Below are 26,626 nucleotides of genomic sequence, written 5' to 3' on the forward strand. Positions count from 1 at the left end.
TGTCAAGATTGGTCAAGACTGAGACGCATGAACAGGCGCCATCGGTTCCGGCGGGCGGTGAACTATGTGAACCTCGCCACCCCGCTCGGCCTCCTCATCTCGATCGTCGGCGGCGCGGCCCGCCGGCCCGGCCCCGACGGGCTCATCCTCGCCTTCGGCTACCGTTACCGCTTCCCCATCGCGGGCGCGTTCACGGTCGGGAACGTCGTCCTGACCAGGCAGGACGCGCTCGACGACCGGCTCATCCGGCACGAAGCACGGCACGCCACCCAGTGGGCCTGCTGCGCCGGGCTGCCGATGCTCCCGCTCTACCTGCTGGCCATGCTCGTGTCGGTGGTCGTGTGCGGGCATCAGGCGTCGTACAACGTGTTCGAGCGGCTGGCCGACCTGGACGACGGTGGTTATCCGCGCGCGCCCGTGTGGTGGCGGCGGCGACGGCTTAACGGCTGACCCATTACCCCGGCCTCAATGTTTCGCCTGGCCGCGGCGGGGGCTGAACCGGCCCAGCACGACCGCCGCGATGGCCAGGGCCGAGATCACCCCGGCCGACACCACCGAAGCCGTGGACGGCCCCACCACCGCCACCCCGGCCACGGCCAGGCCGGAGACCAGGGCGGCCACCGCGACGTACGCCCAGGTGGCCAGGCGTACGGCGCGCAGCCGCGCGCCCTCGGACGGGAGCGTGCGGGACAGCAGCCAGGACAGGGCCGGCAGGAGGAGCACCCCGTGCATGAGCACGGCATGGGCCGGTTTGAGCGCGGTGGCCACCGTGTAGGCGAGCTGCTGGTCGCCCGTCATCACCGCCACGACGCCACGGGCGATCATCACGCCGCCGAAGACCATGGACGCCAGCAGCGTGGCGAAGCCCGCCCGTACGGCCAGACGGGTGCTCGGGGCGACCTCCGGCGCCGGGCGGAAGGCGGCGATCGTCATGATGATCGCGATGACGATGAGCGTGATGCCGAACGCGGCCAGCGTGCGGGCGATGGCCGTGTCGAGAGGGGTCTCCATGTTGAAGTGCGACGGCACCCCGCGCCACGCCTGAAGGGTGATCAGCGCCACCTCGACCGTGGAGGCCACCGCGAACGCCCCGAGGACGAACGCGCGGGCACGCAGCCGTAACCACTGGGACACCCAGGTCAGGGTCAGCACGCTCAACCCGAACGACACCCCGAACGTGAACGGTTTGCGCCAGGACACGGCCCCCTCCCACGGGCCGCCGGCCACGACGAGCACGCCCAGGTGCGCCAGGCCCACGAGCAGGAGGAAGATCCCTACGGAGTACCAGAGGCGATCGGAGTACCGGAGGCGAGTCATGCGGCCATGCTGACAGCGGCCGGGGCCTCGGCGCGTCGGACCACGGTCTGGCCTTCGCCTACAACCACGGTCGTACACCGGGCAGGCCGCCCTACCCCCGGCGCCAGGCCGCTCTCCAAGCAGGACCCGCCCTCAGAGGGCAAGGAGGCGCCCTCAGAGGGGACGAGGGGGGACGAGGGGGACGGGGCGGGGATGGTGGGGCAGGGGTGGGATCAGGGAGTGAGGGTGAGGGTGTGGACGGCGGCGGTCTTCACGGACTCCGGCTTGGAGTACATCGGGAGCAGATCGCCTCGCGCCCAGGCTTCGGCCTGGTCCCAGTAGTTGTCGTGGAAGGCGTGCCCCGAGGCGCCCGTCAGGTTGATCCAGCGTGACTTGTCCAGGTCCGACAGATCGACGACCATGCGCATCGACGGCACCGCCGTGACCCCGTACCCCTTCTGCACGTTCCAGCCGGTCGCGTTCACCGCGTCCTTGTTGCCGGGCACGGCGAACGGGCCGCGGTTGAACAGCGCCTCCACGGGCGGGAGGCCCGAGGTGCCGAGCGTGCCGTTGACCAGTTCGAGCTGGTGCAGGTCGCCCCACTTCCAGGACTTGACGTCGGCGCCGAACAGCTCCGACAGCTCCTGGTACGCCGAGGCCATCGCCTGCCGCAGCATGTCGTCGCGGGTCTCGGTGAGGTTCTTGGTGGTCACGTCGTCCCAGAAGGGGTCGTCGGGGGCGGTGAGCAGGTTGGCGACCACGTCGTACCAGCGGTCGCCGCCGCCGGGCCACACCTGCTCGGGCAGGTCGTCGTCGAACGTGAGCATGAGCAGGTGCCGCCACACCGCGTTGTAGTAGGCGGCGGGGGCGGAGTCGAGCCCCTGGGCGTGGTTCCACGTCCGCAGCAGCTCGCGGGCCTGGCGGGCGGGCCCGGCCAGGTCCACCCGCAGCAGCGCGGGCACCAGCGTGCCGGCGAACTCGTTGGAGGTGTCCTGCTGGATGTCCGACATCGTCCCGGCGTCGACCTTGCCCTTGGCGATCGCGGACTCGACGAGCTCGCGGATGCGCTGGGAGCGGTAGCCGTAGGACCAGTCCTTGGTCAGCAGCGGCTGGTAGCGGCGGGGGTCGATGACGGCGTTGTTGGCCGTGACGATGAACCCCTCGGCCGGGTCCTCCATCGTGGGGAGCTGGTCGTAGGGGATGGGCGCGGCCTTCCAGTCGTACTCGCCGGTCCAGCCGGGCACCGGCCAGGTGCCGTCGCCCTTCTCCCGTACGGGGATGCGCCCGGGCGCCTGGTAGCCGATCTTGCCGCTGGTGTCGGCGTAGATCAGGTTCTGGGACGGCACCTCGAACAGCGCCGCCGCCGAGCGGAACTCGGCCCAGTCGCCCGCCTTGTTGAGCGCGAAGATCGCGTCCACGGTCCTGCCGGGGGTGAGGGCGGTCCATTGCAGGGCCACGGCGTTCGCCTCGCCGCTGGGGCGGGCGTCCGTCATCACCTCGTTGATCAGCGGGCCGTGCCGGGTGCTCTTCACGGTGATCGTGACGGGGTCGCCCCCGGCGACCTTGATCTGCTCCTGCCGCGTCTCCAGCTTGACCTGCTCGCCCTTGTACAGGTACGTGTCGCCGTCCACCTTCTCCAGGAAGAGGTCGGCCACGTCCGGCCCGAGGTTGGTGAACCCCCACGCGATCTTGTCGTTGTGCCCGATGATCACGCCGGGCACGCCGGAGAAGGTGAACCCGGTGACGTCGTACGGGCACTGCTCGGACAGCGTCCTGCAGTGCAGCCCGGCCTGGTACCAGACGGACGGCATCTGCGGCGACAGGTGCGGGTCGTTGGCCAGCAGCGGCTTGCCGCTCGCGGTGTGCGCGCCGGAGACCACCCACGAGTTGGAGCCGATGCCCTCGCGCTCCTCGCTGCTCATCGTGCTCGGCACGGCGTCGAGCGTCGCGGCGGCCTGGGAGAGCGCGCGGACGCCGCCGATCCGCGGCTCGGCCTGCTGGTCGTAGCGGCCCCGGGCGAGCGCGCCCTCGCCGACGATCGGGGTGTGGCGGTCGTACGGGTAGCCGGGGTAGAGCTGCTCGACGCGCTCCTTGGGCAGCTTGGTCAGCGCCAGGGCGCGGTCGATCTCGTCCTCCATGTTGGAGCGCAGGTCCCACGCCATGGCCTTGAGCCAGGCGACGGAGTCGACCGCGGTCCACGGCTCCGGCCGGTACTCGCCGTTCTGCAGCTTGAGCACCGAGTATTCGAGGCTGCGGTCGGAGGCGTTGGGGTTGGCCTCCAGCCAGGCGTTCACGCCCTTGGCGTACGCGGCCAGGAAGTCCTGGGTCTGCCGGTCGAGGCCGGGCAGCTCCTGCTCGGCCACCCGGCGCCAGCCCATGGTCCGCAGCGCCTTGTCGTTGCCGAGCGTGGCCTTGCCGAACAGCTCGGAGAGCCGTCCGGCGGTGGTGTGGCGGCGGAAGTCCATCTCGAAGAACCGGTCCTGGGCGTGGACGAAGCCCTGCGCCATGAACAGGTCGGCCGCACTGTCGGCATAGATATGCGGAATCCCTGATTTATCGCGATAGATCTCGACCTTCCCGGTCAGGCCGGGCAGCCGCAGCGCCCCGTCCACCTGCGGGAACGACTTCCGTACCGTGTACACCAGGACCCCGGCCAGCACGAGCGCCAGCGCGAGAAGCACGGTCAACACCCGGGCGAACCACCGCAAAGGCCACGGCATCCACGCAAAGGGTCTCACCGATACCTCCATCTTGCCGAACTTGAACAAGTCTGGCAGTACCGGCTCACTGCTCCGGTCGTTTCAGGTGGCCGGAGCGGCCTCGCGCGCAGGGCTCCCGGTCAGAGGGACCAGCTCTGTCCCTCCGGGGTGTCGGTGACGCGAACCCCCAGGTCGGCCAGCTCGTCCCGCAGCCGGTCGGCCGCCGCCCAGTCGTTGGCCGCCAGCGCCCGCTCGCGCTGCGCCAGCAGCTCGGCGGCCCCGGCGGGCGGCACCCGCGGCTTTCCGATCTCCGTGGACAGGTCCAGCGCCAGCACCTGGTCCAGGTGCAGGAACGTCTCGAACTTCGACCCGGGCGCGACCGACTCGTCCAGCTCCAGCTCCCGCAGGATCGCCAGCGCCGCCGGGGTGTCGAGGTCGTCGTCGAGGGCCGCCCCGACGCGCTCGGCGTACGACGCGGCCATGGGCGCGCTGGGCGACTCCGACCACTCGGCCACCCGCGCCCGCCACCGCCGCACCGTGCGGTCGGCCGCCCGCAGGACGTCCCAGCCGAGGTCGAGCCGCTCCCGGTAGCGGCGCTCAAGGAAGGCCAGGCGCGCCGCCAGCGGGTCGAGCCCCGCCGCCACCACGTCGGACAGCAGCACCGCGTTGCCCGCGGACTCCGCCATCTCGCGCCCGTCGAACAGCGGGCGCTCGCCGTGCACCCAGTGGCGCACCACCTCGTGGCCGGCGGCCGCGTCCGACTGGGCGCGCTCGGCCTCGTGGTGCGGGAAGCGCCGGGCGGCGTCCCCGAGGTGCAGGTCGATCCGTTCGCCGAGGAAACGCAGCGACAGCGCCGAGCACGCCACGTGCGGGCCGGGCACGCCCCGGCCCCAGGGCGCGTCCCGGCCCCGGTCGCCGTCGGCGGGCCGCCACAGGGCCCAGTCGGCGTGGAAACGTCTGTACGGATCGGCGGCGCCTGCCGGGCCGGCGGGCTTGAGGTCGTCCAGGCTGGTGCCGGAGAGCTCGCCGTACGCCGGGAACGTCCGTACGTCGAAGTACACCGAGCCGTCCGGCGCCGCGTAGGCGTGCCCCCGCTCGACGAGCCCGGCGATCAGCTCGATCATCAGGTCGACCGTCTCGCCCGCGCGCGGGGCGTGCTCCGGCGGCCGCAGGTTGAGCGCGGCCGCGTCGTCGACGAACGCGTCCTCGTGAGCGCGGACCATCCCCCCGGCCTCACCGTCGGGACGCCCGAGGTCGGCGACGTGCCGGCAGGCCACCACCCGGGTACGCCGCCCCTCCAGCACCCTCCTGACCAGGTCGGACAGCACGTACGTGCGCAGGTCGCCCAGATGGACGCGGCGGTGCGGCGCCGGCCCGCACGTGTACACGCGCACCGCCCGCCCGCCCGAGATCTCCTCGACCTGCCTGGCCCGGGTGTCGTGGATCCGCAACATCACCCGAGCCTAGCCCTCACCCGCCGAGGAAGCCGAGGATGTCCCGGTCCCCGCGCTCGCGCAGCCTGGCCAGCACCTCCTCGCGGGTGGCCGTGTCGGGCAGCCCGATGCGGGCCCCGATCAGCCGCAGCCCCTCCATCTCGGAGTGCACCGGGGCGGTGTAGCCGATGAGGTAGAGCGCCCGGTTCAGCGGCGGCATCGCCACGGCGGCCGCGGGCAGGTAGCGGGTCAGCAGCTCGCCGCCGTCGGAGACGGTCAGGAACACGTGGTCGCCCTCGCTCGCCTTGAAGTCGGCCAGCACGTTGCGGATCGACCCCATGGTCGGCTGGTTGTGCCAGCTGATCACCACGTCGCCCGAGGGCGTCGAGGCGGTCAGCGACCCGCCGGGGGCCATGCCCAGGTAGGCGGCGAACCCGGTCGGCAGGGGCGAGCCCGACCCGCGCAGGTGCTCGGCGTTGACGTCCACGCGGTGCCACCACCGTCCGTCGCGGGAGCGGAAGCTGCGCCGCGTCTCCGAGACGTCCTTGCGCGGCTGGTACGGCTCCGACTCGCCGGTCGGCGACGTCCCGGCCACCCTGATCCAGCCGCGCTGCGTGCGCTCGAACCCGGGGCCACCCGAGTAGGCGCGCACCGAGCTCTCGCTCACGTCGTAGCGGGAGGTCAGGTTCGTCACGATCGTGCTCACCGAGGCCTCGCCGCCGGCCCGCTCGATCTCCCGGGCGATCATCTCCCTGATGCCCAGGTACTCGTCGCCGCCCCACCTGGTCAGCCCGTACTTGTTCCGGTCCACCCGGCGGAAGCGCTCGTCGGCGGTGAGCTGGTTGCGGATGCCGACCAGGCTGTAGTCCTCGCCGATGCGTTCCTGGATCTCCTCGGGCGACAGCGGCGTGCCCGCCACCGCCAGCACCGCCTCGGCCTTCTCGTTGATGCTGCGCGGCCAGGGCACCACGTGCCGGCCGAGCACCCGGAGCTGCGGCACGGCCAGGATCCACCGCTCGGCGACGTCCTCGCGGACGCCGAGCTGGGCCACCATGGACACCGCCTCGCCGAGCGGCCGCGGCCCGTCGGTGAACAACTGCCGCGTCTTCTCCCGCAGCTCGTCGGCCCCGCCGGAGACCAGCCACCCGTCGGCCTGCTCGTAGCCGGTCAGCAGCGTGCGGACGAACCGCCACGCGGGAATGCCCAGCGTGCGCAGGTCGCCGCGGTGCCACGGCACGGCGGCCGCGAGGTCGTCGGCCGGGACGGCCGATCCCAGCCTGCCCCTCAGCCACGTCACGTGCGCCACCAGCGCCGCCGCCTCCGGCGAGCCCAGCCAGGCCTCCACGTGGTCGCGCAGGTCCCGTTCGATCTGCCTGATCCGCTCGCGGGTGACCGAGAAGCGCTGCGCCAGCTCGTCGAGCGTGGCGCGCTGCGCCGCGTAGAGCCGGTCGCGGGCGATGGCGCGCTGCCGATCGTCGAGCGCGGCGAACACCGCGTCGATCAGCTCGGGAAGGGGTTTGTCGGGCCGGGCCGGGACGGGCAGGGCGGCGGGCGCGGGTTCGAGCAGCCGCTCGAACACACCGGTGAACAGCTTCTGCACCACGTCCTTGCCCAGCGACTCCGGCGTGCGCTCGGCCTCGGCGGGGTCGGAGAAACGCAGCAGCGGCAGGATGTCGCCGAGCAGCAGGTGCCCCCAGCAGGCCACGGCCAGTTCGGCCAGGTGACCCGCCACGGTCTGCGTCCCGACGATCGCGCACGCGCGGTCGAGGGGGATCGCCTGCCACCAGGCCTCGGGCAGCTGGGGCTCCTCCACGATCGGCGCGATCTGACCAGGGGAGGTCCAGCGCAGGGGTGGCGCGAGGTCGCTCAGGCTGAGGTTCATTGAGGTCCAACCGGCAAAGGGAAGATATCCGCAGTTCAGACTATGTGATCAGGGGGACAGAAATGGGCTCCCCCTTCCGGAATGCGAGATATAGAGCATCGTTCGGGCCCGTGTGCAGGCGACGAACAGTATGCTCCGCTCGCGTTGCAGCGCTCGAGCCCGCGCGGCCGGCTCCTCGGGCAGCGATCCGGGCACCACGCCCTCCGCCACGCCGACGAGCGCCACCCGGTCGAACTCCAGCCCCTTCAGGTGCTGGAAGGTCGCCACGCGCACGTCCAGCCCGTCCAGGGCCTCCCGGGCGGCGCGCGCCAGCGTGGGGGTGCGCGCGCCGACGGCGATCTCGCCCTCCGGCACGCCGTCCGCCAGCCAGCCGCCGACCGTGGCCCGCAGCCCGGCCAGTTCGGACTCGGGGGTGTCGTACGCCCGGACCACCGGCCGCCGGCCGTTGTGCGTGGCGCGGTAGCCGAACAGCTCGGCCACGCCCTTGACCAGGCCGTTCGCCGGGCCGCCGCCGCGCAGCCGGACCACGTAGGACAGGATCTCCTGCGGCAGCCGGTAGGAGATGCGCAGGTCGTGCTGGACGGCCGGGATGCCCACCGCGCCGAGCGCCACCCGCGTGTCGGTCACCCGCTGGTGCGGGTCGCCCACCACGAACAGGTCGTCGTGCGCGTGCGGCGCCGCCGCCCGCAGCAGCCGCCACTGCGCCGGGCTGACGTCCTGCGCCTCGTCCACCACGATGTGCCGGTACGGCTTGCGGCCCGGCTCCACGTCGTCCAGCAGGTCGCCGGTCGTGATCGACAGCAGCCTGATCGCCTCGTCGGTCAGCTGGGCCAGCGTCCGGGCCCCCGGGCCGACCAGGGCGGGACGGCGTCCCTCCGCGTCGGCGACGATCCGCACGGCCAGGCGCTCGGCGTTGTCCACCTCGACGCGCTTGCGCACGCTCTCGTCGGCGATCAGCACGTCCAGCCGACCGGCCAGCTCCTCGGCCAGGCTCTGCGAGAACGTCACCAGCAGCACCGGGCCGCTGCCCCGCGCCGCCAGGTGGGCCGCCCGGTGCAGGGCGATGATCGTCTTGCCGGTGCCCGCGCCGCCCACGACCAGCACCGGCTGCTCGTACCGTCCGGCCGTGGCCAGCCGGTGCTGCGTCGGGTGCAGGAACGTGCACCAGTCCGGGGCCCCGAGCACCCGGTCGAGCTCCACCTTGTCGGCGGCGAACACCGCGCGGTCCGGGCTGCGCAGCAGCGCCGAGTGCAGGTCGTCGGGGTCGATCGCGCCCGTCTCCTCGTCGCGGGCGCGCCAGTTGTCCAGCTCGCGCCACGCCTCCGACAGCGTGCCGCCCCTGGCCAGGACGGCCAGCGGCGCGTACTGGGTGGGCGGCAGCAGCGGTTCGAGCGCGGCCACGTCGGCCTCGGTGGAGATCAGCCTGACCAGGGGCAGCGCGTGCACGTCGATGCCGAGGGCGAGCAGGTCGCCGTCGCAGATCTGGTCGAACAGCCGCGTGGGGCGGGCCGACCTGCGTAAGGCGGGCTCGACCCGTTCCAGGGTCTCGGCGTCCCACTCCTCGACGACGCCGATCACGGGGTTGACGCCGTAGCGGTGACGCTGGGCGTACGACCACGCCTCCGGGTCGGGCCGCACGGCGAGCAGCCAGTAGACGTCGCGCTGCCGGACCACCACGCCGCGATGCCCTTCGGCCAGGCGCAGCGTGGCGACCTTGGCGTCCCGGCAGCCCCGCACCCGCTCGGGATGCGGGGCTCCGGACACGTTCAGCAGGAACCGGCGCAGCGCGACCACGGCGTCCCTGCGCACCGGCTGAGCCAGTGCGCCGAGCTCCCCTGGAAAGTCAGGGCCGATCGCGAGCCGCGGCACGGGAGGTCAGTCCAAGAGGGCGAGCAGGTCGCGGTCGCCGCGTTCGCGGAGCCTGGTGAGCAGGTCGGGCAGCCCGACGGGGCCGGTGAGCCCGATCCTCGTCGCGATCACCCTGGCCGCCTGGTCCCGGGTGCCGCCCGGCGCCGTGTAGCCGACCAGGCGCAGCGCCTTGGTGATGCTCTCGGCGTTCTGGGCGGCGACCGGCAGGTGACGGGCGCGCAGCACACCTTCGTCCGACAGCGTGAGGAACAGGTGGCCGCCCTCCTTGGCGCCGACGTCCACGAGCAGGCGCTCGATGGACTCCAGCACCGGCCTGCCGTGCCAGGTCATGGTCAGCTCGCCCGCCGCGCTCCTGACCGCCCGGCTCTCACCGGGGGACAGGCCCAGGTAGGCCGCGAAGCCCGTCGGGAGGGCGCACTCGCCGCCGGCCAGCTGCTCGGCGGTCACGTCGATCCGCAGCCACCAGCGGCCGTCCGGCTGGCGGAAGCAGCGCCTGGTCTGGGAGACGTCCTTGAGCGGCTGGTACGGCTTGTTCTGCTCCGCCCCGCCGTTGCCCTCCGCGGGCGGCGGCGCGACCGGCGTGAACGCCTGGAACTGCGGCGGACCGGCCGGAACGGCCGGGGGCGGCGGCATGGGAGGCGGTGGCGTGGGCGGTGACGGCACGGGCGGTGGGGGCACGGGCGGTGGGGGCATGGGAGGCGGCGGCTGCATCGCGGCGAACGCCGAATGCGGCTGCTGGAACTCCACCGGCGGATTCGGCTGCGCGGACTGCGCCGGCAGCGTGGCCAGCACGAACTGCCAGGCCGGCACCTCCAGCGCGCGGATCTCCCTGGCGTGCCAGTCGGCCGCGCCGATCAGCTGCTCCTTGGGCGCGGCCGGGCCCAGCGTCCTGCGCAGCTCGTCCAGGTGGGCGCGGTACGGCGCGGCCTCCTCGCTGGCCAGCCACTGGTCGAGGCGGACGCGCAGCTCCTGCTCGGTGGCGGAGATGTCGGCCGGGGGGACGGCGAACAGCTTGGCCAGCTGGTCGACCGCCGAGGGCTCGTCGGTGAAGACCCGGTTCTGCGCCACGGCCCAGCTCTTGTCGTCGAGCCCGGCGAACGCGGCCTCGATCAGCTCGGACAACTCCTCGCCGCCCGCCTCGGCGGACTCGGCGTGCTCGGCGTCCGCCTCGGCGGACTCGGCGTGCTCGGCGTCCGCCTCGGCGGACTCGGCGTGCGCGGCGCCGGCCTCAGGCTGGGCGTACCCGGCGTCGGCCTCGGGGTACTCGGCGTCGGGCTCGGCGTGCTCGGGCTCGGGCTGCTCGGCGTGCTCGGCGTCGGCCCGAGAGTGCTCGAAGTCGGCCTCGGGCTCGGGCTCGGTGGCGTACTCGGGGTGCTCGGCGTGCGCCTCGGGCTCGGCGTGCGCCTCGGGCTCGGCGTGCGCCTCGGGCTCGGCGTGATCGGCGTGATCGGCGGATGCCGCAGGCTGTGCGGCCTCGACCGGCTCATCCTCGTCCTGCCCCGCAACGACCTCAGGGACCTCAGGCACGTCGGTGGGTCCGTGCCGTTCAGCCTGTTCGTCGTGGTCGTCCGGCGAGAAGGGCTCGCCGCCGACCCCTTCGGCCTCCAGCGCGGACGCCTCCGCGGCGGCGGGCTCGGGCGCGGGCTCCTCGGCGGCGTCGAGCACGGGCTCGGCCTCGGGCCGCGGCACCTCCTCGACGACCGGCTCGGAGTCGGCGTCCAGCACCCGCTCGCCGTCACGGCCGGCCGTCTCCTCGACGGCCTCCACAGCGGCCGCGCCCGCAGGGAACGCGGCGGGCTCAGGGGCGAGCTCCGCCGCCACGACGGCGTCCGCGGAGGCCGCGAAAGCCGCCGGTGCGTGCGCCTCGACCTGCCGCCCACCCGCGTACGAATGCGCCAGCCGGACGAGCACCGCCCCGAACAACGTGTTGAGCACCGGCCGGGCCTGGATGAACGGCTGGTCCACCAGCTCCCGCCCGGTCAGCGAGAGCAGCCCCGTCCACGACCCGGCGCGGTCGAGCGCGATGGCGACGGCGGGTTCGTCGGCCTCGTCCGGGTCCAGGACGTGCAGAGCCGGCAGGACGTCACCGACGGCGGCGGCCGGCCAGTGCTCCAGCGCGATCTCGGTCAGCAGCTCGCCCAGCGACTCCGGGCCGATGGCTGCGAGCACCAGCGGCATGGGCAGGCTTCGCCACCACGCGTCCGGCAGATCCGGCTGCCCGGTCAGTAGCGTGATCGTCGACGCGTCGCTCCACCTCAACGGTGGCACGAGGTCGCTCAGGCAGAAGTTCATCCCGTTCCGTTCACCAGCCCCTCACGCCGCCGCAGCGGCGCAGCCAACATCTCGCCGCCCACGGAACAGACCATAGTCCGGCAAAACAGCCCTACGCATCATGCACTACGCATCAGCGCCGAACAGCGGCAAAGCGTAGACGCACGTAGTCGGCCATCCAGCCCGTCTCCCTGCGCAGGGCGGGCGCGGCCAGCTCGTTGACTCGTCCGAGCAGGGGTTCCACGATCTCCGGCGGCAGTCCTTCGAGCACGGACGAGGCGAACATGCGCACCCAGTCGGCGGCCCCGCCGGGGCACTCGTCCAGCGGCGTCGGCCGGTCGAAGTACTCCAGCAGCCGGACCACGAAACCCTCCTGCTCCAGCCGGCGCGCGTACTCGGCGGGCGTGGGGAAGTACCACGGCAGATCGGGCTCGCGCAGGCCGTACTCGCGCCAGGCGGTCAGCATCGCGGCGGTCAGCTCGGCGCAGTTGCCCGCGCCGCCCATCTCCGCGACGAACCGGCCGCCCGGCTTCAGCGCCTCGCGGACGCTGGCGATCACGGCGGCGGGGTCGCGGCTCATCCAGTGGAGCGCCGCGTTGGAGAAGACGGCGTCGTACGGGTCCACCACGGTGAAGTCGTGGCCGTCGCCGATGATGAAGTCGATCCCCGGGTACTGGGCCAGCGCCTTCTCGATCATCGCGGCGGAACCGTCGATGCCCAGGACGTCCGCGCCCCTGAAGGCGATCTGCGCGGTCAGCACCCCGGTGCCGCACCCGAGGTCGAGCACGCGCTCCCCGGGCTGCGGGTCGAGGAGGTCGACCAGCGGCGCGCCCTGGGTGGAGACGTACCCGAAACTGCTGTCGTAGGCGCGACTGTTCCACCGCTCCAAGCTCGGTGCGTCGTATCGCAAGACGATCAGCTCACATTCGTCAGACATCGGGTCCCCGTGGCCGTGCTGTCCGTTCACTTTAGAGCCTGATCGTCTCTACGACATATCAAGTCACAACGGACTCATCCCACGCTCTTGCTCCATTCCCGCCTGAGGTACGCCTTCGCCGCGTCCGTCTGCGGGATCGTCATGAGCACGGGAGGGCCGGCGGCCTTGGGCAGCCGGGCGGCCTGCTCGGTGTCGAGCTTGCCCTTCATGAGCATGGCCTCGCCGCGCGCCGGACGGGCGTAGCCCTTCTGCAGCAGGTTCTGGCCCTCGTCGGAGAACAGGAACTCCTGCCACAGCCGGGCGGCGGCCGGATGCGGGGCGGTCTTGCTGATCGCCTGGACGTGGTACGCGCCGAACGGCGCGTCGCGCGGGATCGTCACCTCCCAGGAGTCGGCGTGGTCGGCGCTGCGGGTCGCGTTGAGGTGGTCCCAGTCGATGATCACGTTCGCCTTGGCCGGCTCGACGAGCTGCCCGGCCTGCTTGAGCTTGGCGAACAGCTCCACCCCCTGCCTGGCGTCCGGTTTGGCGCCGGCCTTCATGGACGCGGCCATCACGCCGCCGAACGCCGCCGCCGAGCGCAGCGGGTCGCCGTCGAGGGCGACGCGGTAGCCGGGCTTGAGCAGGTCGGCGAAGGAGGCCGGGGCCTTGACCTCGCGCGGGTCGTAGCCGATCGACATGTAGCCGCCGTACGCGCCGTACCAGGCCCCCTTGGGGTCCTTGACGTAGTCGGGCAGGTCCTGCCAGCCCGTCACCTTGTACGGCGCGAACTTGTCGGCCCCGTAGACGGCCATGTCCAGAGTGAGATCGAACACGTCCGGCTTGAGCTGGGCGGCGGCGTCGAGCTCGCGCTTGCTGCTGGCGCCCGGTTCCAGCTCGTTGACCTTGATGTCGTACTTGTCGGCGAAGGTGTCGATGATCTCGCCGTAGTTCACCCAGTCGTGCGGCAGGCCGATCACGGTCAGCTGGCCCTCGCGCTTGGCGGCCTCGGCCAGGCGCGCCATCGTGCCGAAGCCCTGCTTCAGCGAGGCGGCCCGGACGTTGAGCACCGGAAGGTCCTTCGACCCCTCGGACGCGGTCTGGGATGTTGACGCGCCGCATCCGGCGCTGGCGAGAACGGCTGCTACGGCGGCGCAGATACGTGCGGTCACACAACGAATACTTACCGTTACTTCGCCCGAGGTCGAGGAGGCGCGACCGGAACGACCTTGGCCGCGACCAGCGATTCCTCGTCGATCTCCACCAATGTGCCGTCCCGCTTGCGAACGCGCAACACGCCGTCCGTCCAGGATTCGAGCACGCCGACGGCGTCCCGGAAGCCTTCTGGGACGCGTCTTCGCGTGGTGATCCGTGCGCCTATGTCCTGAGTTGTGATCGCGACGACGAGGCGTGCGGCCATGAGTTTGCCACCCTCCGTTTCGGCCAGCTGGCAAGCACGGCAATACTAGGGCGTAGCAAACCGCGGTCAGAGTCATGCCATGGTGCGGAGAAAAAGGAGCTCGAGGTGACCTACGTCATCGCGCAGCCTTGCGTGGACGTCCTGGACAAGGCGTGCATCGAGGAGTGCCCCGTCGATTGCATCTACGAGGGCGAGCGCATGCTTTACATCCACCCCGACGAGTGCGTTGACTGCGGCGCGTGCGAGCCAGTGTGCCCCGTCGAGGCCATCTTCTACGAGGACGACCTTCCCGAGCAGTGGAAGGACTTCTACAAGGCGAACGTGGACTTCTTCGAGGACCTGGGCTCGCCCGGAGGCGCCTCGAAGGTCGGCAAGATCGAGAAGGACCACCCGGTGGTGGCCGCGCTGCCGCCGCAGGGCGAGGACCACTAGCGAGTCGCGTGCGCCGGGGCCGTCCACGTCGGGCGGGCCCCGCGCGCCCGTGTCCGCGGCAGGCGTGTACGGCCCCGAACGACCCTGGAGAACCGTGAACAAGCTGCCCGACTTCCCCTGGGACCGGCTCGAACCGTACAAGGAACGTGCCCTGGCGCATCCCGACGGCATCGTCGACCTCTCGGTCGGCACGCCCGTCGACCCGGTGCCCGAGGCCGTCCAGCAGGCGCTGCGCGACTCGGCGGACAGCCCCGGCTACCCGCTGACCCACGGCACGAAGGCGCTGCGCGAGGCCGCCGCCGGCTGGCTGCGGCGCCGCCACGGCGTCACCGTCGACCAGCAGGACGTCCTGCCGCTGATCGGCTCCAAGGAGTTCGTCGCCTGGCTGCCCACCTACCTCGGCGCCCGGCGGGTGGTCTTCCCCGAGCTGGCCTACCCCACCTACGACGTGGGCGCCCGGCTCGCCGGCGCGACCGCCACCGCCTCCGACAGCACGCTGTCGGTCGGCCCCGAGCACGTCGACCTGCTCTGGATCAACTCCCCGGGCAACCCGACCGGGCGCGTGCTGCCCGCCGAGCACCTGCGCAAGGTGGTCTCCTGGGCGCGCGAGCGCGGCACGGTCGTGGCCTCCGACGAGTGCTACATCGAGCTCGGCTGGGAAGAGCAGCCGGTCTCCGTCCTCCATCCCGACGTCTGCGGGGGCTCCCACGAGGGGCTGCTCGCCGTCCACTCGCTCTCCAAGCGCTCCAACCTGGCCGGCTACCGGGCCGGGTTCGTGACGGGCGATCCCGTCCTGGTCAAGCGGCTGCTGGAGACGCGCAAGCACGCCGGCATGCTCATGCCGAAGCCGGTCCAGGACGCGATGACGGTCGCGCTCGGCGACGACGCGCACGCCGAACGCCAGCGCGAGCTGTACTCCGCGCGGCGCGCCGTGCTGCGTCCCGCGCTGGAGCGGGCGGGCTGGACGATCGACCATTCGACCGCCGGTCTGTACCTATGGGCGTCGAACGGGCAGAACGCGTGGGATCAAGTGAGTAAGCTTTCCGAAATCGGGATTTTGGTCGCGCCGGGAGACTTCTACGGATCGGCTGGTGGACGGCACATCCGCGTCGCGATGACCGCCACCGACGAACGCATCAGTGCGGCCGTGCGCCGCCTCCAGTAGGATCGCCCGTCGTAGCGCACGGACAAATTGAAAAAGGCGTCTGCCGAGACAGACCGCGAGTGGAGCGAGCTGACGGATGAGCATGACCTCCATGGTCGTACTCGGGCTGAGCATCGCCACCGTCCTGTTGTTGCTGGGGGCGTTCCTGGCCACCATGCGGCAGGACAGGAGGGGCCGGTCGAGCGCGCCGCCGTCACCGGCCGAGGTCGCTCCGGTCGAGACCCCGCTGCCGGCGCCGGTCGAGACCCCCGGGCACGCCGGCGCCGACTACGCCGACCCTCGCACGATCCAGGTTGCCGACCGGATCGAGGTGCACGGCTCGCCCTACCGGGTGCTCGGCGCGATGCACGTCTCCTGGCAGGGCCGGCAGTGGATCGAGTACCTGCTGCGTGACGTCGCCCGCCGCCGCCTGTGGCTGTCGGTCGAGGTGCGCGAGGGCAAGGCCGCGGGCGAGGCGTCCCATCTCGAGGTGCTGCTCTGGACCGAGGTGCCGACGCAGGGCATGGTCCCGGCCAAGAGCATGCTGATCATGGAAGGCGTGGAGTTCTTCCCGATCCAGCGCGGCACCGCGGCCTTCAGAAGCGAGGGCGAGACCGGCAACCCCGAACGCGGCCTGCTCGACTTCGCCGACTACCACGCCTCCGACGGCCGCCTGCTCTCCTTCGACCGCATCCAGGGCCACGCCTGGAGCGCCAGCTACGCCCAGCCGCTGCCGCCCGGCTCGATCACCATCGTCACCCGCGCCACCTGACGTCCGCGCCGGCGCCGCGCCGGAGCCGCGCCGGGGTCAGGACAGCTCGACCTCGCCGTCGCCGGCCTGGCCGCCCTTCTTCCAGCCGTCGGCGTCCACGTCGTTGACCCAGGTGGCGCCGCTGTAGCCGACGCGCCGCAGCTGGTACTTCTCCGCGTACGCCACCCACCAGGACGCCACCAGCCAGCCCCGCTTCTTCGTCGTGATCGCCGGGTCGCCGAGCGCCCTGGCCAGCTGCTTGCGCGCCTCGGCGGTCCTGGCCTGCGGCGCGGGCGTCTGCTTGGGCGGCGGGTACCAGCAGTGGACGGACTTGGGCACCCGGCCGGTGAAGGCGGCGGCCAGGATCTTGGCGTCCTGCTCGTGCTGCGCGTACGCGTAGCCGCCCGCCGACCGCTGCACCTCCTGGGCCGCCTCGGCCAGCGGCAGCTTGCGGTAGTTCTTGACCTTCACCAGGGCGGCGAAGAACTTGTTGCTGGCGTAGACCGGGTCCATCAGCTGCTTCTTGCGCCCCCAGCCCTGCGACTCGCGCTGCTGGAACACGCCCACCGAGTCGCGGTCGCCCCAGGACAGGTTGCGCAGCTTCGACTCCTGCAACGCGGTGCCGTACGCGATGACGACGGCCCGCTCGGGCAGGCGGCGGCGGGCCGCGACCGCGGCGATGGTCGCGGAGACCTGCGCCTGCTCCGGATCGAGGGTCAGCACGCCCTCGGGGGTGCGCACCATGCAGTAGGCCTCCGGCAGGACCAGCGGCGTCGCCCGCTTGAGCAGGAGATAGAGCCCCACGGAGACGCCGACGGCGAGCACCACGACGATGATCGCGATGGTGATGACTCCACGGGAGAAGCGCAGGCGCACCCTGAAGAACCTACCCGGCCGGATAAGCTCCGTGGCCATGAGTCACGTGATGTCCCCGGTGGTGGACGAGCTGTGGGAACGACGCGCGGAGCTGTCCCCGGCCGACGTGGAGGCGCGCATCCAGGTGGTCGGCGCCGTCGACCTGCTGGACAAGGGCGAGGCGAGGGTCGCCCGCCTGGTCGGCGGCGAGGTCGTGGTGGACGAGCGGGCCAAGCGCGCGATCCTGCTCGCCTTCCGGCTGCTGGGCATGGCACGTTCCCAGGTGGGCGACTTCCAGCACCACGACAGGGTGCCGCTCAAGACCTCCTTCGAAGGGGTGCGGGTGGTGCCGGGCGCCATCGCGCGCTGGGGTTCGTACCTGGCGCCGGGGGTGGTGCTGATGCCGTCGTTCACGAACATCGGCGCGTACGTGGACTCGGGCACCATGGTCGACACGTGGGCCACGGTGGGCTCATGCGCCCAGATCGGGAAGAACGTGCACCTGTCCGGCGGAGTGGGCATCGGCGGCGTCCTGGAGCCGCCGGGCGCGGTGCCGGTCGTCGTGGAGGACGACGCGTTCATCGGCAGCCGCTCGATGATCGTCGAGGGCGCGCGGGTCGGCCGGGGCGCGGTGATCGGGGCGGGCACGATCCTGTCCGGCACGATCCCCGTGATCGACGTCCAGACGGGCGAGGAGCTGGCCAGGGGCAGGGTGCCCGACTGGTGCGTGGCGGTCGGCGGCACGCGGCAGAAGGAGTTCCCCGGCGGCACGTTCGGGCTGCCGTGCGTGCTGGTGATCAAACGTCTGGAGCCGGAGCAGCGGCACGACAAGGCGGCACTCAACGAGGTGCTGCGCGAACATGGAGTGAACACCTGATGCTGGACCTGACACAGGACGTACGCGCGCTGACCGCCGCGATCGTGGACATCGAGTCGGTGAGCGGCGACGAGAAGCGTCTGGCCGACGCGGTCGAGCAGGCGCTGTCCGCGCTGCCGCACCTGAAGGTCGACCGCTCCGGCGAGACGATCGTGGCCCGCACCGACCTCGGCCGGGCCGAGCGGGTGCTGATCGCGGGCCACCTCGACACGGTGCCGGTCGCGGCCAACCTGCCCAGCCGGGTGGAGGGCGACCTGCTCTACGGCTGCGGCACCTCCGACATGAAGGCGGGCGTGGCGGTCGCGCTGAGGCTGGCGGCCACCGTCCCGGCCCCCAACCGCGACGTGACGTACGTCTTCTACGACTGCGAGGAGATCGAGGCCGAGCGCAACGGCCTGACCAGGGTCGCCAGGGACCACCCCGAGTGGCTGGCGGCCGACTTCGCGGTGCTGATGGAGCCGACCGACGGCGTGATCGAGGGCGGCTGCCAGGGCACCCTGCGCGCCGACGTCACCGTGACCGGCAAGCGGGCCCACAGCGCGAGATCGTGGTTCGGGGTCAACGCCGTCCACGGCATCGAGCCGGTGCTGGCCAGGCTCAACGCCTACGAGGCGCGGCTGCCGGTGGTCGACGGCCTGGAGTACCACGAGGGGCTCAACGCGGTCGCGGTGAGCGGCGGCGTGGCCGGCAACGTCATCCCCGACGAGTGCGTGGTCACCGTCAACTACCGCTTCGCCCCCGACCTGACGGTCGAGCAGGCCGAGCAGCACGTGCGCGAGGTGTTCGAGGGCTACGAGGTGAGCTTCCTCGACGCGGCGCCCGGGGCGCGGCCCGGCCTGACGCATCCGGTGGCCGCCGCCTTCGCCGCCGCGGTCGGCGGCACCCCGCGCGCCAAGCTGGGCTGGACGGACGTCTCCCGCTTCTCCGCGCTCGGCGTCCCGGCCGTGAACTACGGCCCCGGCGACCCCAACCTGGCGCACCAGCAGGGCGAGTACGTGTCGCTGCCGAAAATCACGGAGAGCGAGCAGGCCCTGCTCAACTGGCTGACAAAATGAAAGTGGCTTTCCTCGCCGGCCATTTGGCGGGGAAAGCCACTTTCAGTCCCGAGCAGCACCCTCGGCAGTTAGACGCAGGGGGGTCGAAATTCGGTTCCCTGCTTTTCCCAAGATTTTTTCGGCGCCTTCATCTGGCCTTCGACCTGGGCATTCATCCTCGAAGTGCCCGCTTCGGCGAGCGCGGCCCCGGTCGGGAACGGCGCCGCGGGCCGGTACGGAGAGGACTAGCGTGACCACCATGGAACAGAAGCAACGAGCCGAACGCCGTCAGGGGCAGGCGGTCGTGCGCGGGAGTCTCGTCCCCAGCTCCACCCACGACCAGCGGCTGCTCGACCGGCAGGGTCCGTCCGACTGGGTGCACATGGACCCGTGGCGGGTGCTGCGCATCCAGGCCGAGTTCGTGGAGGGGTTCGGCCAGCTCGCCGAGCTGCCCGCGGCGATCACGGTCTTCGGCTCGGCCCGCACCCCCGAGGGCACCCCCGAATACCAGATGGGCCGGCGGCTCGGCCGGGCGCTGGCCGAGTCCGGCTACGCGGTGATCACGGGCGGCGGCCCCGGCGTCATGGAGGCGGCCAACCGGGGCGCCTCCGAGGTCGAGGGCGCGGTCTCGGTCGGGCTCGGCATCGAGCTGCCGTTCGAGCAGCGCATGAACGACTACGTCGACCTCGGCATCGAGTTCCGCTACTTCTTCGTGCGCAAGACGATGTTCGTCAAGTACTCGCGCGGCTTCATCGCCCTTCCGGGCGGTTTCGGCACGCTCGACGAGCTCTTCGAGGCCCTGACGCTGGTCCAGACCCACAAGGTCACCTCGTTCCCGGTCGTGCTGATGGGCTCGGAGTTCTGGGGCGGCCTGCTCGACTGGATCAAGAACACGCTGCTCGGCACCGGCAAGATCGCCGCCCAGGACCTCGACCTGATCTCCGTCACCGACGACCCCGACGAGGCCGTGCGGATCATCGCCGACTCCGACCGGGCCCGCTCCCGCCATCGGGAGGAGGAGCTGGAGGCCGCCGCCGCCCAGACCGCGGAGCCGCAATAGGCTGTCGGCCCGTGAACATCTGCGTCTTCTGCGCCTCCAGCCTCCGCATCGACAGGAAGTACGTCGACCTGGCCCACGAGGTGGGCGCCGAGCTCGCCAGGCGTGGTCACACCCTGGTGAGCGGCGGCGCCACGGTCTCGTGCATGGGCGCGGTCACCTCCGCCGCCCGTGCCGCGGGCGGGTTCACGGTCGGCGTGATCCCGCAGGTGCTGGTGGACATCGAGGTGGCCGACACCGAGTCCGACGAGCTGATCGTCACCGACGGCATGCGCGAGCGCAAGGCCGTCATGGACGCCCGCTCCGACGCCTTCCTCGTGCTGCCCGGCGGCATCGGCACCCTGGAGGAGCTGTTCGAGATCTGGACGGCGCGGGTGCTCGGCATCCACGACCGCCCGCTGGTGATCCTCGACCCCTGGGGCCTGTACGAGCCGCTGCGGCAGCTCGTCTCCGGCATGCACGCCGAGGGCTTCACCCGGGCCGACGTCTTCGACGCGATCTCCTGGACCACCACGGTCGAGGAGGCGTTCGCCCATCTCGAAGCGCGTCCGCAGCCGGTCCGTCCGAGCGTCGCCGAGCTGGGTGAGGCCACCGGCTGAGCAGGCTGCCCCGATTGCCCGCACTTGTGGTAGATCGCTGAACGTGCTCGTCCATATGAGTACGATGCCAATGTGCTGGTCATACTCGCCATCGCCGCGATCGCCATCCTGGCCTGCGTGGTCCTGGTCTCCCTCGGCAGAGGCGGGGAGCTGACCGAGTTCCCGCCGGACGTCCCGCCGCTCGACCTGCCCGAGGCCGGACAGCTCACGGCGGTCGACTTCATGGCGCTGCAACTGCCGGTCAACCTGGTCGGCTACCACACGCAGAGCGTCGACGAGACCCTGCGCCGGGCCGCCCAGGCCATCAGCGCCCGCGACACCAGGATCGCCGTCCTGGAGCAGCGGGTGTCGGAGCTGCTGTCCAGCCGGCTGCACGCGCGCCAGGAGATCTACGCCGCGCCCGGGGCCGGGCTGCGCACCGACCACGAGCCCGAGGCGCCCGCCGCGCCCAGGGAGCTGCCGGAGTCCGGCGACCCGGTCACGTCGAGCGGCGCGACGGTGGAGTGGGCGGGCGAGCCGGAGCTGCGCGACCCGGCGGAGGAGCCGGACTGGCGCCTCCCGGAGCAGGACGAGCCCAAGCCCGACGAGCCCGAGCAGGACGAGCCCGAGCAGGACGACGACTCCGTGCGCGCGTCCCTGGGCAAACAGGACAAGGACGAGGACAAGGACGAGCGCCCGTGACCGAACTCATCCGGTGCACCTGGCCGGGCATGGGCGACCCGCTGTACATCACCTACCACGACGAGGAGTGGGGCCGCCCGGTCAAGGGCGACGACGAGGTCTTCGAACGCGTGGCGCTGGAGGCGTTCCAGTCGGGCCTGTCGTGGCTGACGATCCTGCGCAAGCGGGAGAACTTCCGCGCCGCCTTCGACGGCTTCTCGACCGTCAAGGTGGCCGCCTACACCGAGCGCGACGTCGAACGGCTGCTCGGCGACGCCGGGATCGTCCGCAACCGGGCCAAGATCGAGGCCGTGATCGGCAACGCCAGGGCCGCGCTCGACCTGCCCGAGGGCCTGTCGGAGCTGGTGTGGCGGTTCGCCGACCCCGACGCGCCGATGCCCCGGACGATGGCCGACGTGCCCGCGATCACCCCTGGCTCCAAGGCCCTGGCCAAGGAGCTGCGCAAGCACGGCTTCAGGTTCGTCGGCCCGACCACCGCGTACGCGCTGATGCAGGCGATCGGGCTGGTCAACGACCACATCGAGGGCTGCCTGGCCCGCTGAGGGCCCCTGAGCACCGGCCGGTTCAGCGGCCCCTGAACACCGGTCGTTCCTTGGCCAGGAAGGCGCGGGTGGCGTCCTGGTGGTCCTCGGTGGCCACGCACGCGTCCTGCAGGTCGGCCTCCAGCGCGAGCGAGTCGGCCAGCGAGTGCGTGGCGGAGTGGGCCAGCGCGCGCTTGGTGGCGGCGTAGGCCGTGGTCGGGCCGGCGGCCAGGCGTACGGCCAGCTCGTGAGCGGTCTTCGGCAGGTCGTCGGCGGGCACCACGCGCGTGACCAGCCCCAGGTCGAGCGCGGCGGCCGCGTCGAGCGGCTCGCCGAGCAGCAGCAGCTCGGTCGCGCGGCCCCGGCCGACCAGGCGCTGCAACGTCCAGGACGCGCCGGAGTCGGGGGCCAGCCCGATGCCCGCGAACGCCAGCGCGAACTTGGCCTTGTCGGAGGCGACGCGCAGGTCGCAGGCGAAGGCGAGGGCCGCGCCCGCGCCCGCGGCGACGCCGTTGACCGCCGCCACGACCGGCTTGGGCATGGTCGCGATCAGCTCCACGATCGGGTTGTAGTGCTCGCGCACGGTGTCGGCCAGCCCGCGGCCCGCGGCCAGGTTGGCGGCGTGTTCGCGCAGGTCCTGGCCCGCGCAGAAGGCCCGGCCGGAGCCGGTGAGCAGCACCGCCCTGACCTCGGGGTCGGCCGCCGCCCTGCCGACCGCCGCCAGCAGCGCGGCCTTGACCTCGGCCGTGAGCGAGTTCATCGACTCCGGCCGGTCGAGGGTGACGGTGGCGACGGCGTCGGACATGTCGTAACGGATCACATGAGCTCCCTGTCGACGAACGCGGCGGCTGCGGGCAGCAGCCTGGTGGCCTCCTGCTCGAAGAACGTGCGGGCCTTCTCGCCCGGCCAGCCCGCGGGCAGCAGCTCGGCCGGCAGCCCGGGGTCGCGGAACAGGAAGTTGCGCCAACCGTGCACCAGTCTGCTCCTGGTGGCGAACACCTGGTCGGGCGGGGCGTCCTCGGGCAGGGTGCTGATCAGCGTGACAGCTTCGGCGTGCCAGTGCTCGTACGCCTCGCTGATGGCCGCCAGATCCCAGGCCCGCGCCACCAGCTCGCGCGGGTCGCCCTCCAGCGCCGCGTCGAACCGGTCGGCCCGCACGCCCTCGCCGTCCAGCAGGTTGTCCAGCTCGATGGAGGAGCGCGGCCCGATCCACGTGGTCTCCGACAGGCAGGCGTAGCCGAGGAAGGTCAGGTCGGCCCTGATCCGCTCCCGGCGCTGGCGCTCCCTGACCGGCTCGATGACGATCACGTGCCAGCGGCCGTGCCAGGCGAGTGTCCCTGATCGGTAAATTCTCAGCGCTGCCTCATCAAGGCGCCTGACACACTTCGGCGTGAGCCCGTAACCGGCTCCCTGAGGCAGCCGCACCGGGCGCAACCAGCCCTGCCGGACCATCCGCGAGACCGCCGTGCGGACGGCCGGAGCGGCGATTTCCAGGGGGTTCATGAGCCGTACGAGCGCGGCCACGGTCGCCTGCCCACCGCGCGCACGCAGGTGGTCTCCGTACAGGTCGAAGAGAGCGGCGCGAGCGTGCACGAAGTCCAGTTTGGACGCCATCGCCTGGCTCGACAACGCATTCTGGGAGGAGATCGTTACCCATGAGGGCTCTCGATGCGGGAGAATAGGACATCACAGAAGACGTGAATGCGCCGACCACCCCCTCGGGCGGTCGGAAATCGCGGGCCGCGGGAGCCCAAGGCAGGAAGGGATGCACGCATGGCGGCGATGAAGCCGCGGACCGGCGATGGTCCGCTCGAGGTCACCAAGGAAGGGCGCGGCATAGTCATGCGGGTCCCTCTCGAAGGTGGCGGCCGGCTCGTCGTGGAGATCTCCGCCGACGAGGCAAAGGCGCTCGGCGAGGCGTTGAAGAACGTCGTCGGCTGAGCGCTCCCGAGACAACCTGATCCTCCGACCCTGGCGTAAGTCCGGCGCCAGGGTCGCTGACGTTTGGAGGGTTCCGTGCCCATCGAGACCACCGTCTCCGCGGTCGCCGAGGTGCCCGCGGGCGCCGAGCTGCTGGCCCTGCCCTACGCCTCCGACCTGCGTCCCGCTGTCGAGCCGTACGTCGAGCTGCACCTTCCGGTCGCCGACCTGCTGGCCCACTACGAGGCCAAGGGCGAGGCGGGCGAGATCGTCGAGGTCCCGGTGGCGCGGGCGGGCGGGGTCGGGCGCGTGCTCCTGTACGGCGTGGGCGACGGCTCGCCGCGGGCGTTGCGCAGGGCCGGCGCGGCGCTGGCGCGCAAGGTCAAGGGCCGCGACACGCTGACCGTGGTGCCGCCGGAGGGCGACGTCGCCGCGTTCGCCGAGGCCGCGCTGCTGGCCGGATACACCTTCAAGATCGGCAAAGAGGGCCGCAAGGGCGTGCGGGCGATCGAGCTGGCCGGCGCCGACGCCGAGCCGGTGCGCCGGGCCGAGGTCGTGGCGGAGGCCGTCGCGCTGGCCCGCGACCTGGCCAACATGCCGTCCTCGGTCAAGCATCCCGCCTGGCTGGCCGAGCGCGCCGCCGAGCAGGGCCTGCCGGTGCGGGTGTGGGACGAGGAGCAACTCCAGGCCGAGGGGTTCGGCGGCATCCTGGCCGTCGGGCGCGGCTCGGTCCGGCCGCCCCGGCTGATCCAGCTCTCCTACGTCCCCGAGCAGCCGGCCGAGCGGCACGTCGTGCTGGTGGGCAAGGGCATCACGTTCGACTCGGGCGGCCTGTCGCTCAAGCCGACCGAGAACATGAAGACCCAGAAGACCGACATGGCGGGCGGCGCGGTGGTGATCGCCGTGCTGGCCGCGCTGGCCCGGCTCGGCGCCCCCGTACGCGTGACGGGCCTGATCGCCGCCGCCGAGAACATGCCGTCCGGCACCGCCCAGCGTCCCAGCGACGTCATCAGGCACTACGGCGGCCGCACGGTCGAGGTGCTGAACACCGACGCCGAGGGCCGGCTGGTGCTGGCCGACGCGCTGGCCTACGCCGACGCCGAGCTCGACCCCGATGCGGTCGTGGACATCGCCACCCTCACCGGGGCCATCTCCGTGGCGCTCGGCCGGAACGTCGGCGCCGTCTACGCCTCCGACGAAGACCTGGCCGCCCAGCTCCTGGCCGCCGGCCAGGCCAGCGACGACCGGCTCTGGCGCATGCCGCTGATCGACGACTACGCCCCGGCCCTGGAGTCGTCGATCGCCGACCTGGCCAACGTCGAGAGCGGTTCCCGCTACGGCGCCGGGTCCATCACGGCGGCGCTGTTCCTGCGGGAGTTCGCGGGCAAGCGCCCGTGGGCGCACCTCGACATCGCCGGGGTCGGCCGCAGCACGGTCGACGAGGGCACCCTGACCAAGGGCGCGACCGGGTTCGGCGTGCGCGTGCTGCTGGAGTGGCTGACCCGGGGCTGAGACCCGGGCCGGCCCGGAGTCGACGGGCTAGTCGGCGATCTTCACGGCGGCCAGCAGGCCGTCGCCCAGGGGCATGAGCACCGACCGCAGCCGGTCGTCGCCCTGCACCAGCTTGCCCAGCTCGCGCAGCGAGACCGTGTCGGGGTCGCGCTGCGTGGGGTCGGCCACCCGGTCGTGCCACAGCGCGTTGTCGAAGGCCACCACGCCGCCGACGCGCAGCAGGCGCACCGCCTCGGCCAGGTAGTCGACGTACTCCTGCTTGGCGCCGTCGGCGAAGACCATGTCGTAGCCGCCGTCGGAGAGCCGGGGCAGCACGTCGAGCGCCCGGCCCGAGATCAGCCGCACCCGCCCGCCGGAGAAGCCCGCCTCCGCGAACGCCTGCCGGGCCAGCCGCTGGTGCTCGGGCTCGACGTCGACGCTGGTCAGCGTGCCGTCGCCGCGCATGCCGCGCAGCAGCCACAGGCCCGAGACGCCGCAGCCGGTGCCGATCTCGACGACCGACTTGGCGTTGACGACGGTGGCGAGGAAGCAGAGCGCGGCCCCGCCCCCGGGAAGGATGGGCACCGCACCCATCTCCAGCCCGCGCTGACGCGCCGCGTGCAGGATCTCATCCTCGTGATGGAACTGCTCCGCATAGGCCAGAGTGGCCTCCACCGGACTGGTCATCGGCCTCCTCCCCCCACTTTCGTGCGATTGGTCACCGATCGCAGCCTAGGGGAGTCACGCCTGGACGGGAACTCAGGACGGTCCGAAGGCGTTGCAGGTTTAAACGGGCTTTGCCGGTCCGGAAGGCAGGCAGTGCGCACGAAGGGACGAAACCAGGCACTATGACGGTAGCGGTGGTCCCAGAGAGAGGAGTGCTGGTGGACGAAAGCGACCACCAGGCGGATACTCCCGTGTCGTCTGATTGGACGCCTCCCACGTGGGAGGAAGTGGTGCGGACTCATTCCGCACGCGTGTACCGGCTGGCGTACCGGCTTACCGGCAATGTCCACGATGCCGAGGACCTCACGCAGGAGGTCTTCGTCAGGGTCTTCAGGTCGCTGTCGAGCTACACCCCCGGCACGTTCGAGGGCTGGCTGCACCGGATCACGACGAACCTGTTCCTCGACATGGCGCGGCGCAAGCAGCGCATCCGGTTCGAGGGGCTGGCCGACGACGCCGCCGAGCGGCTGCGCGGCCGTGAGCCGTCGCCGGCGCAGGCGTTCGACGACGCCCACCTGGAGCCCGATATCCAAGCCGCCCTCGACGCGCTCGCCCCGGAGTTCCGGGCCGCGATCGTGCTGTGTGACATCGAGGGCCTGTCCTACGAGGAGATCGCGGCCACGCTCGGCGTCAAGCTGGGTACGGTCCGAAGCCGTATTCACCGTGGCCGGGCGCAGTTGCGGGAGGCGCTCGACCATCGAGCCCCCCGTACTACCCAACTCCCCCCGACCGTGATCAGTGGGGAGGAAGTCTGA

General features: G+C 71.9%; 26 protein-coding genes. 13 read left to right on the forward strand and 13 right to left on the reverse strand.

Annotation, left to right across the window (positions count from 1 at the left end; genetic code table 11):
- The first annotated feature begins 27 nt into the window (after positions 1-27).
- Positions 28-450: a hypothetical protein gene (locus AB0J76_RS39200; protein ID WP_352325594.1), complete on the forward strand. Its 423-nt coding sequence runs from the start codon at positions 28-30 to the stop codon at positions 448-450.
- Between the two features lie 15 nt (positions 451-465).
- Here AB0J76_RS39200 and AB0J76_RS39205 read toward each other — a convergent pair whose 3' ends face one another.
- The 9 genes from AB0J76_RS39205 to AB0J76_RS39245 form a co-directional block, all read right to left on the reverse strand.
- Complete coding sequence (locus tag AB0J76_RS39205) at positions 466-1,317, reverse strand: hypothetical protein (protein WP_352325593.1); 852 nt, start codon at positions 1,315-1,317, stop codon at positions 466-468.
- Between the two features lie 212 nt (positions 1,318-1,529).
- A complete protein-coding gene (locus AB0J76_RS39210) occupies positions 1,530-4,016 on the reverse strand; it encodes a penicillin acylase family protein (protein WP_352325592.1) in 2,487 nt (828 codons plus the stop codon).
- A 119-nt stretch (positions 4,017-4,135) separates the two neighbouring features.
- Positions 4,136-5,449, reverse strand: coding sequence for a cysteine--tRNA ligase (locus tag AB0J76_RS39215; protein WP_352325591.1), 1,314 nt, complete (start codon positions 5,447-5,449; stop codon positions 4,136-4,138).
- Between the two features lie 16 nt (positions 5,450-5,465).
- Positions 5,466-7,310, reverse strand: a complete 1,845-nt coding sequence (locus AB0J76_RS39220) for a sigma factor-like helix-turn-helix DNA-binding protein (RefSeq protein ID WP_352325590.1) — start codon at positions 7,308-7,310, stop codon at positions 5,466-5,468.
- A 48-nt stretch (positions 7,311-7,358) separates the two neighbouring features.
- Entirely contained in the window at positions 7,359-9,179 is a 1,821-nt protein-coding gene (locus tag AB0J76_RS39225) for a UvrD-helicase domain-containing protein (protein ID WP_364392613.1), read from the reverse strand.
- Between the two features lie 6 nt (positions 9,180-9,185).
- Positions 9,186-11,357, reverse strand: coding sequence for a hypothetical protein (locus AB0J76_RS39230; RefSeq protein WP_352325363.1), 2,172 nt, complete (start codon positions 11,355-11,357; stop codon positions 9,186-9,188).
- A 226-nt stretch (positions 11,358-11,583) separates the two neighbouring features.
- On the reverse strand, positions 11,584-12,360 hold the full coding sequence (locus AB0J76_RS39235) for a methyltransferase domain-containing protein (protein WP_352325364.1): 777 nt from the start codon (positions 12,358-12,360) through the stop codon (positions 11,584-11,586).
- Between the two features lie 101 nt (positions 12,361-12,461).
- The gene (locus tag AB0J76_RS39240; RefSeq protein WP_352325365.1) at positions 12,462-13,433 is read right to left on the reverse strand and encodes an extracellular solute-binding protein; all 972 of its coding nucleotides are present in this window, start codon (positions 13,431-13,433) and stop codon (positions 12,462-12,464) included.
- Between the two features lie 119 nt (positions 13,434-13,552).
- Positions 13,553-13,783, reverse strand: a complete 231-nt coding sequence (locus AB0J76_RS39245) for a hypothetical protein (RefSeq protein WP_352325366.1) — start codon at positions 13,781-13,783, stop codon at positions 13,553-13,555.
- Positions 13,784-13,888: 105 nt separating this feature from the next.
- Between AB0J76_RS39245 and fdxA the strand changes: the two genes are divergently transcribed.
- The 3 genes from fdxA to AB0J76_RS39260 all read left to right on the forward strand — a co-directional run bounded on the left by fdxA (position 13,889) and on the right by AB0J76_RS39260 (position 16,131).
- Complete coding sequence (fdxA, locus tag AB0J76_RS39250; protein ID WP_106240826.1) at positions 13,889-14,215, forward strand: ferredoxin; 327 nt, start codon at positions 13,889-13,891, stop codon at positions 14,213-14,215.
- A 94-nt stretch (positions 14,216-14,309) separates the two neighbouring features.
- Entirely contained in the window at positions 14,310-15,380 is a 1,071-nt protein-coding gene (gene dapC / locus AB0J76_RS39255) for a succinyldiaminopimelate transaminase (protein ID WP_352325367.1), read from the forward strand.
- A gap of 76 nt (positions 15,381-15,456) precedes the next feature.
- A complete protein-coding gene (locus AB0J76_RS39260; RefSeq protein ID WP_352325368.1) occupies positions 15,457-16,131 on the forward strand; it encodes a DUF4178 domain-containing protein in 675 nt (224 codons plus the stop codon).
- A 36-nt stretch (positions 16,132-16,167) separates the two neighbouring features.
- On the opposite strand, the gene AB0J76_RS39265 is transcribed toward AB0J76_RS39260, so the two are convergent.
- Positions 16,168-17,025, reverse strand: a complete 858-nt coding sequence (locus AB0J76_RS39265) for a hypothetical protein (protein WP_352325369.1) — start codon at positions 17,023-17,025, stop codon at positions 16,168-16,170.
- Here AB0J76_RS39265 and AB0J76_RS39270 point away from each other — a divergent pair.
- The 6 genes from AB0J76_RS39270 to AB0J76_RS39295 all read left to right on the forward strand — a co-directional run bounded on the left by AB0J76_RS39270 (position 17,024) and on the right by AB0J76_RS39295 (position 21,755).
- The gene (locus AB0J76_RS39270; protein WP_352325370.1) at positions 17,024-17,842 is read left to right on the forward strand and encodes a 2,3,4,5-tetrahydropyridine-2,6-dicarboxylate N-succinyltransferase; all 819 of its coding nucleotides are present in this window, start codon (positions 17,024-17,026) and stop codon (positions 17,840-17,842) included. The two genes, AB0J76_RS39265 and AB0J76_RS39270, sit on opposite strands and share 2 nt — an antisense overlap.
- Positions 17,842-18,897: a succinyl-diaminopimelate desuccinylase gene (dapE, locus tag AB0J76_RS39275; protein ID WP_352325372.1), complete on the forward strand. Its 1,056-nt coding sequence runs from the start codon at positions 17,842-17,844 to the stop codon at positions 18,895-18,897. Before AB0J76_RS39270 ends, dapE begins: the two co-directional genes overlap by 1 nt.
- A 238-nt stretch (positions 18,898-19,135) precedes the next feature.
- Complete coding sequence (locus AB0J76_RS39280) at positions 19,136-19,936, forward strand: TIGR00730 family Rossman fold protein (RefSeq protein ID WP_352325373.1); 801 nt, start codon at positions 19,136-19,138, stop codon at positions 19,934-19,936.
- An 11-nt stretch (positions 19,937-19,947) separates the two neighbouring features.
- The gene (locus AB0J76_RS39285; RefSeq protein WP_352325375.1) at positions 19,948-20,532 is read left to right on the forward strand and encodes a TIGR00730 family Rossman fold protein; all 585 of its coding nucleotides are present in this window, start codon (positions 19,948-19,950) and stop codon (positions 20,530-20,532) included.
- A 72-nt stretch (positions 20,533-20,604) separates the two neighbouring features.
- Positions 20,605-21,213, forward strand: coding sequence for a hypothetical protein (locus AB0J76_RS39290; protein ID WP_352325376.1), 609 nt, complete (start codon positions 20,605-20,607; stop codon positions 21,211-21,213).
- Positions 21,210-21,755, forward strand: coding sequence for a DNA-3-methyladenine glycosylase I (locus AB0J76_RS39295; RefSeq protein ID WP_352325377.1), 546 nt, complete (start codon positions 21,210-21,212; stop codon positions 21,753-21,755). The genes AB0J76_RS39290 and AB0J76_RS39295 overlap by 4 nt, the downstream gene beginning before the upstream one ends.
- A gap of 22 nt (positions 21,756-21,777) precedes the next feature.
- On the opposite strand, the gene AB0J76_RS39300 is transcribed toward AB0J76_RS39295, so the two are convergent.
- Together AB0J76_RS39300 and AB0J76_RS39305 are read right to left on the reverse strand one after the other, a co-directional pair.
- Entirely contained in the window at positions 21,778-22,539 is a 762-nt protein-coding gene (locus tag AB0J76_RS39300) for an enoyl-CoA hydratase-related protein (RefSeq protein ID WP_352325386.1), read from the reverse strand.
- 11 nt (positions 22,540-22,550) lie between these two features.
- On the reverse strand, positions 22,551-23,348 hold the full coding sequence (locus AB0J76_RS39305; protein ID WP_352325378.1) for a PaaX family transcriptional regulator C-terminal domain-containing protein: 798 nt from the start codon (positions 23,346-23,348) through the stop codon (positions 22,551-22,553).
- Between the two features lie 159 nt (positions 23,349-23,507).
- Between AB0J76_RS39305 and AB0J76_RS39310 the strand changes: the two genes are divergently transcribed.
- Positions 23,508-23,675: a DUF3117 domain-containing protein gene (locus tag AB0J76_RS39310; protein ID WP_020545024.1), complete on the forward strand. Its 168-nt coding sequence runs from the start codon at positions 23,508-23,510 to the stop codon at positions 23,673-23,675.
- Positions 23,676-23,750: 75 nt separating this feature from the next.
- On the forward strand, positions 23,751-25,166 hold the full coding sequence (locus tag AB0J76_RS39315; RefSeq protein ID WP_352325380.1) for a leucyl aminopeptidase: 1,416 nt from the start codon (positions 23,751-23,753) through the stop codon (positions 25,164-25,166).
- Between the two features lie 27 nt (positions 25,167-25,193).
- On the opposite strand, the gene AB0J76_RS39320 is transcribed toward AB0J76_RS39315, so the two are convergent.
- Entirely contained in the window at positions 25,194-25,832 is a 639-nt protein-coding gene (locus tag AB0J76_RS39320; RefSeq protein ID WP_352325381.1) for an O-methyltransferase, read from the reverse strand.
- Positions 25,833-25,993: 161 nt separating this feature from the next.
- Between AB0J76_RS39320 and sigE the strand changes: the two genes are divergently transcribed.
- Positions 25,994-26,626 carry an RNA polymerase sigma factor SigE gene (gene sigE, locus AB0J76_RS39325; RefSeq protein WP_352325382.1) on the forward strand — a complete coding sequence of 211 codons (633 nt, stop codon included), beginning with the start codon at positions 25,994-25,996 and terminating at the stop codon, positions 26,624-26,626.

The organism is Nonomuraea sp. NPDC049624, assembly GCF_040675255.1.
In the GTDB taxonomy this organism is placed as follows: Bacteria; Actinomycetota; Actinomycetes; order Streptosporangiales; family Streptosporangiaceae; genus Nonomuraea.